Source organism: Pseudomonas sp. MYb541, from assembly GCF_037479595.1.
GTDB classification, from domain to species: domain Bacteria; phylum Pseudomonadota; class Gammaproteobacteria; order Pseudomonadales; family Pseudomonadaceae; genus Aquipseudomonas; species Aquipseudomonas canadensis.
Genome location: NZ_JBBGYS010000009.1, coordinates 144,442 through 150,677, shown reverse-complemented (window position 1 = coordinate 150,677; position 6,236 = coordinate 144,442). Strand labels below are relative to the sequence as shown.

General features: G+C 57.5%; 6 protein-coding genes. 3 read left to right on the top strand and 3 right to left on the bottom strand.

From position 1 onward, the window contains the following. Window positions 1-114: 114 nt before the first annotated feature. Window positions 115-1,314, bottom strand: coding sequence for a tyrosine--tRNA ligase (gene tyrS / locus WH299_RS08240; protein WP_016977905.1), 1,200 nt, complete (start codon window positions 1,312-1,314; stop codon window positions 115-117). A 208-nt stretch (window positions 1,315-1,522) separates the two neighbouring features. Between tyrS and WH299_RS08235 the strand changes: the two genes are divergently transcribed. Both WH299_RS08235 and WH299_RS08230 read left to right on the top strand, forming a co-directional pair. After that, window positions 1,523-2,941, top strand: coding sequence for a peptidoglycan DD-metalloendopeptidase family protein (locus tag WH299_RS08235; RefSeq protein ID WP_122729394.1), 1,419 nt, complete (start codon window positions 1,523-1,525; stop codon window positions 2,939-2,941). 3 nt (window positions 2,942-2,944) lie between these two features. Beyond that, window positions 2,945-4,036 (top strand): anhydro-N-acetylmuramic acid kinase, encoded by a 1,092-nt coding sequence (locus WH299_RS08230; RefSeq protein ID WP_126569574.1) that lies wholly within the window; start codon window positions 2,945-2,947, stop codon window positions 4,034-4,036. A gap of 67 nt (window positions 4,037-4,103) precedes the next feature. On the opposite strand, the gene erpA is transcribed toward WH299_RS08230, so the two are convergent. Next, a complete protein-coding gene (erpA, locus tag WH299_RS08225; RefSeq protein WP_003176443.1) occupies window positions 4,104-4,454 on the bottom strand; it encodes an iron-sulfur cluster insertion protein ErpA in 351 nt (116 codons plus the stop codon). A gap of 164 nt (window positions 4,455-4,618) precedes the next feature. After that, the gene (gene argC, locus WH299_RS08220; protein WP_010206935.1) at window positions 4,619-5,653 is read right to left on the bottom strand and encodes an N-acetyl-gamma-glutamyl-phosphate reductase; all 1,035 of its coding nucleotides are present in this window, start codon (window positions 5,651-5,653) and stop codon (window positions 4,619-4,621) included. Window positions 5,654-5,788: 135 nt separating this feature from the next. On the opposite strand from argC, the gene hemJ reads away from it, so the two are divergent. After that, window positions 5,789-6,217, top strand: coding sequence for a protoporphyrinogen oxidase HemJ (hemJ, locus tag WH299_RS08215; RefSeq protein WP_028618141.1), 429 nt, complete (start codon window positions 5,789-5,791; stop codon window positions 6,215-6,217). Window positions 6,218-6,236 lie beyond the last annotated feature (19 nt).

The following is a 6,236-nucleotide window of genomic DNA, read 5'->3' as shown; positions in this document are numbered from 1 at the left end:
ACTGCCGAAACCTACATAACTCATTGTTTACCAAGGAGTTTTCCGCTTCGACTGCGCCGGAAGTGGGGCGAATTATAGAGAGTTACAATTCGCCGTCAATACCTAATTTCAGTTTTATTCGGATTTGAGCGTAATACGCGCAAATGCCTTCTTGCCAGCCTGGCAAACGTGGGTAGCGCCCAGCTCGTATATAAAGGTGCGGTCCACAACCTCACCATCTATACGCACACCACCGGAACCCAGAAGATCACGCGCAACGGCCGAGTTCTTAACCAGACCCGCCTTATTAAGGACAGCCGCGATCGGCATCGCCTCGGCAGCAGACAGCTCAATCTCCGGCAGATCATCTGGCAGCTCGCCATCCTTCATACGATTACCCGCAGCACGGTGAGCATTGGCAGCAGCCTCTTCACCATGGAAACGCGCAACAATCTCTTCAGCCAGCTTGATCTTCACGTCACGAGGATTGGCGCCTGCCTCTACATCAGCACGCAGCGCATTGATCTCATCCATCGAGCGGAAGCTCAACAACTCGAAGTAACGCCACATCAGCGCATCCGGAATGGAGACCAGCTTGCCGTACATCACACCCGGCGCTTCCTGGATGCCGACATAGTTGCCCAAGGACTTGGACATCTTCTTGACGCCATCCAACCCTTCGAGCAACGGCATGGTCAGAATGCATTGAGCTTCCTGCCCATACGCACGCTGCAGTTCACGCCCCATCAACAGGTTGAATTTCTGGTCAGTGCCACCCAACTCAACGTCCGCACGCAAGGCTACCGAGTCATAGCCCTGAACCAGCGGATAGAGGAACTCATGAATGGCGATCGGCTGATTGGTGGAGTAGCGCTTGTCGAAGTCATCGCGCTCAAGCATCCGCGCAACGGTGTACTGAGAGGTCAGACGAATGAAGTCCGCTGGCCCCATCTGATCCATCCAAGTGGAGTTGAATGCCACTTCGGTCTTGGCCGGATCGAGAATCTTGAACACCTGGGTCTTGTAGGTCTCGGCATTGTCGAGCACCTGCTCACGCGTCAGCGGCGGGCGCGTCGCGCTCTTGCCACTCGGATCACCGATCATTCCGGTGAAGTCACCGATAAGGAAGATGACCTGATGCCCCAGCTCCTGGAACTGGCGCAGCTTATTAATAAGCACGGTATGACCCAGGTGCAGATCCGGCGCAGTCGGATCAAAGCCAGCCTTAATACGCAGGGGCTGGCCACGCTTGAGCTTTTCGATCAGCTCAGCTTCAACCAACAGTTCTTCCGCACCACGTTTTATCAGCGCTAGCTGCTCTTCAACCGACTTCATAACAGACCCGCAAGGCTCAGATTCAAAAGGGAACCAACCATACAAGATCAGGGACTAATTACAAGTTTTGCCCTGCGAACGGACACCGTTCAGCAAGCCCAGCGTTCGCGAGCTTGCGCCACAGATGATTTGGTTATATTTTATACAGTTATTTCATCTTCATCATGTCATTCATCTTTTCCATTTCATCTTCAAAGTCAAATTACCTATGACCACTGAACCGTCTAAAGCGCCGCCGCTTTACCCGAAGACCCACCTGCTCGCCGCAAGTGGTATCGCCGCACTTCTCAGCCTGGCACTCCTGGTATTCCCTTCCAGTGACGTAGAAGCCAAACGAACATCCCTGAGCCTTGACCTGGAAAGCCCCGTTGAACAACTGACACAAGATCAAGACGCTTCCGACGCGCAACAAGCCACAAATGCACCGACTGAATCGCCGTTCGCCCAGATAGAAAGCAGCCCCGAAGATACCCAGCAAGCCGCCCAAGAGCCGCCTGCACCGGTCGCCGACGCCGCCAAGAACCCACAACACCGTGAAGTGATCGTGGCCAAGGGCGACACATTGTCGACCCTGTTTGAGAAAGTCGGCCTCCCCGCTGCCACCGTCAATGAAGTACTGGCCAGCGACAAGCAAGCCAAGCAATTCACCCAGCTCAAACACGGCCAGAAACTTGAGTTCGAACTGACGCCTGACGGCCAACTGCACAACCTGCATAGCAATGTCAGCGACCTTGAAAGCATTACCCTGACCAAAGGCGCCAAGGGCTTTGCCTTCAACCGCATCACGACCAAACCAGTGATGCGCTCCGCCTACGTACACGGCGTCATCAACAGCTCGCTGTCACAATCCGCAGCCCGCGCCGGTCTGTCCCACAGCATGACCATGGACATGGCCAGCGTGTTTGGCTACGACATCGACTTCGCTCAGGACATCCGTCAAGGCGACGAATTCGACGTGATCTACGAGCAGAAAGTCGCCAACGGCAAGGTCGTCGGCACGGGCAATATCCTCTCGGCGCGCTTTACCAACCGCGGCAAAACCTACACCGCCGTGCGTTACACCAACAAACAAGGCAACAGCAGCTACTACACCGCCGACGGCAATAGCATGCGCAAGGCATTCATCCGCACCCCGGTGGACTTCGCTCGTATTAGCTCGCGTTTCTCCATGGGTCGCAAGCATCCAATTCTGAACAAAATCCGCGCCCATAAAGGTGTGGACTATGCGGCCCCGCGTGGCACGCCAATCAAGGCTGCCGGCGACGGCAAGGTGCTGTTGGCCGGTCGTCGCGGCGGTTACGGCAATACCGTGATCATCCAGCACGGCAACACCTACCGTACGCTATATGGCCACATGCAAGGTTTCGCCAAGGGCGTGCAAACTGGCGGTACCGTGAAGCAAGGCCAAGTGATCGGCTATATCGGCACTACCGGCCTGTCCACTGGCCCGCACTTGCACTATGAGTTCCAGGTCAATGGCGTCCACGTCGACCCACTGGGCCAGAAACTGCCGATGGCCGACCCGATCGCCAAGGCCGAGCGCGCCCGCTTCATGCAACAAAGCCAGCCGTTGATGGCGCGCATGGATCAAGAGCGCTCCACCCTGCTGGCTTCGGCGAAGCGTTAAGGTATGCCGCTCTATATAGGCGTGATGTCCGGGACCAGCCTCGACGGCCTGGACATTGCCTTGATCGAGCAAGACCCGGCGATCAAGTTGATCGCCACGCACTACATCCCAATGCCAGATACCCTGCGCGCCGAGCTGCTCGCTCTATGCGCCAGCGGGCCGGATGAAATTGCCCGCTCAGCCATCGCCCAGCAGAACTGGGTGAACCTCGCCGCACAAGGCATTCACGCTCTACTCGACCAGCAAAACCTCAAGCCGCAAGACATTCGTGCGGTTGGTAGCCATGGCCAGACTATCCGTCATGAGCCCGCCCGGGGCTTTACCGTACAAATCGGTAGTCCGGCCTTGCTCACCGAGCTGACAAACATCACCGTGGTCAGCGATTTCCGCAGCCGCGATGTGGCCGCCGGTGGCCAGGGCGCCCCGCTGGTACCCGCCTTCCACGAAGCGTTGTTTGGCGAGCGCACTGGTAACCGTGCCGTATTGAATGTCGGAGGTTTCAGCAACCTCAGCCTTATCGAGACCGGTAAGCCTGTAGCCGGCTTCGACTGCGGCCCGGGCAACGTCCTACTGGATGCGTGGATTCACCAACAACGCGGCGAACACTTTGATCGCGATGGTCAGTGGGCGGCCAGCGGCAAGGTCGAGCCCCAGTTGCTCAATGCCCTGCTCAGCGACCCCTTCTTCGTGACCAAAGGCCCCAAGAGCACTGGGCGCGAAGTATTCAACCTGGAATGGCTGCGCCAACACCTTGCCCGCTTGCCTGCATTTGAGCCTCAGAATGTGCAGGCAACGCTGCTTGAGCTGACCGCCCTGACGATCGTTGAGTCCCTACAGTCGGCCCAATCCCAGACAGAAACATTGCTGGTATGTGGCGGCGGCGCTCACAACGCCACGCTGATGAACCGTCTGGCCACCCTGCTTCCGTCAACTCACGTCAGCAGCACCGCTACCTACGGGGTGGATCCCGACTGGGTCGAAGCCATGGCCTTCGCCTGGCTGGCCCACTGCTGCCTCGAAGGCATTGCCGCCAACCGCCCGAGCGTCACCGGCGCACGCGGGCTTCGGGTACTGGGCGCGATCTACCCCGCCTAAAATACCCGGACAGCAAAACGCCGCTTGGCCTATCACAGCCAAGCGGCGTTTTTGTATGCGCTACAAATTAGATCGAGAACGAAGACCCGCAACCACAGGTCGTGGTGGCATTAGGGTTCTTGATCACGAAACGCGAACCTTCCAGACCTTCCTGGTAATCCACCTCGGCACCTGCCAGGTATTGGAAGCTCATCGGATCCACGACCAGGCTCACGCCCTCGCGCTCAACAATGGTGTCATCATCGGCCACATCTTCATCGAAGGTAAAACCGTACTGAAACCCTGAACAACCGCCGCCCGTAACGAATACGCGCAGCTTCAAGCGATCATTACCCTCTTCATCGACCAGGCTCTTCACCTTGTGCGCAGCACCGTGGGTGAATTGCAAAGCCGTGGGGGTGAAGGATTCAACGCTCATGCTGATAATCTCCCGGCGTACCGCCGCCATATGCGTAATGGCGGCATTATCCGCTTCTCCTAGAAAAGCGGTCAACTATTGTTACGGTATATCAATCTGCGCTGCCGCCATTAAAAACACAAAAGGCCCGATCAACGGGCCTTTTGATTAACGGCTCACCGGCCTTAAGGCAACATGCCCGCATGGGACAAGCCCAGCTTCTCATCCAGGCCAAACAGGATATTCATGTTCTGCACCGCCTGGCCAGACGCGCCCTTGACCAAGTTATCGATCACCGACAACACCACCACCAAGTCGCCATCCTGCGGACGGTGTACGGCAATCCGGCACACATTGGCACCGCGCACGCTGCGGGTTTCCGGGTGGCTGCCAGCAGGCATCACATCGACGAACGGTTCGTTGGCATAACGCTTCTCGAACAGCGCCTGCAGGTCTACCGAGCGATCGACGACAGTCGCGTACAACGTGGAGTGAATGCCGCGAATCATCGGCGTCAGATGAGGCACGAAGGTCAGGCCCACATCCTTACCCGCCGCACGACGCAAGCCTTGGCGGATTTCCGGCAAGTGACGGTGACCTTTCACCGCATAGGCCTTCATGCTTTCCGAGGTCTCGGAGTACAGCGAACCAACCGCCGCACCACGACCGGCACCACTGACACCTGACTTGCAGTCAGCGATCAAACGCGAAGCGTCCGCCAGCCCGGCTTCCAGCAAGGGCAGGAAACCCAATTGAGTAGCAGTCGGGTAGCAACCCGGCACCGCGATCAGGCGCGCTTGCTTGATCTGCTCACGATTGACTTCCGGCAGGCCGTACACCGCCTCTTCCAACAGCTCCGGCGCACCGTGAGGCTGACCGTACCACTTGGCCCACTCGTCAGCGTCCTGCAGACGGAAATCCGCCGACAAATCGATCACCTTGGTACCCGCCGCCAGCAGTTCACCGGCCAATGCGTGGGCAACACCGTGCGGGGTAGCGAAGAACACCACGTCGCAGGCGCCCAGAGTCTTGATGTCCGGAACGCTGAACGCCAGGCCGTCGTAGTGGCCTCGCAGGTTCGGGTACATATCGGCCACGGCCAGCCCGGCCTCGGATCGGGAAGTGATGACCACCACCTCAGCTTGCGGATGCTGTGCCAACAGACGCAGCAATTCGACACCGGTGTAACCCGTGCCGCCGACGATACCGACCTTGACCATAAACCTGCCCTCAACGAACCCACTGGAAAGCCGTCGATAATAGGGGCCGTATCGTCCTGCGACAACCGTCAACGTGACGTACGGGCGCATGAGCCACTACTATCTCGGCTACCGTGAACCTGGGAATAACTAAAAATGCTTTATCTATGGGTCAAAGCCTTTCATATCGTCAGCATTGTCTGCTGGTTTGCCGGGCTGTTTTACCTGCCCCGCCTGTTCGTTTATCACGCGCAGAGCGACGACACTGTCAGTAAGGAACGTTTCAGCGTCATGGAGCGCAAGCTGTACCGCGGCATCATGGGGCCGGCAATGGTTGCCGCGCTGATCTTCGGCGGTTGGCTGATCTACCTGAACCCGAGCATCTTTCACTCGGGCGGTTGGATTCACGCCAAGCTGACGCTGGTCGTGCTGCTTATTGGCTACCACCACATGTGCGGCGCACAGGTAAAACGTTTTGCGCGTGGCGAAAACACCCGCAGCCATGTCTTTTATCGCTGGTTCAATGAAGTGCCCGTTCTGATATTGCTGGCTATCGTAATTTTGGTCGTGGTCAAACCGTTCTAACTTCAATTACTCGGGGTAC

Coding starts and splice junctions, on each gene's coding strand:
- tyrS (WP_016977905.1), bottom strand. CDS start 1,314: ATGAAGTCGGTTGAAGAGCAGCTAGCGCTGATAAAACGTGGTGCGGAA.
- WH299_RS08235 (WP_122729394.1), top strand. CDS start 1,523: ATGACCACTGAACCGTCTAAAGCGCCGCCGCTTTACCCGAAGACCCAC.
- WH299_RS08230 (WP_126569574.1), top strand. CDS start 2,945: ATGCCGCTCTATATAGGCGTGATGTCCGGGACCAGCCTCGACGGCCTG.
- erpA (WP_003176443.1), bottom strand. CDS start 4,454: ATGAGCGTTGAATCCTTCACCCCCACGGCTTTGCAATTCACCCACGGT.
- argC (WP_010206935.1), bottom strand. CDS start 5,653: ATGGTCAAGGTCGGTATCGTCGGCGGCACGGGTTACACCGGTGTCGAA.
- hemJ (WP_028618141.1), top strand. CDS start 5,789: ATGCTTTATCTATGGGTCAAAGCCTTTCATATCGTCAGCATTGTCTGC.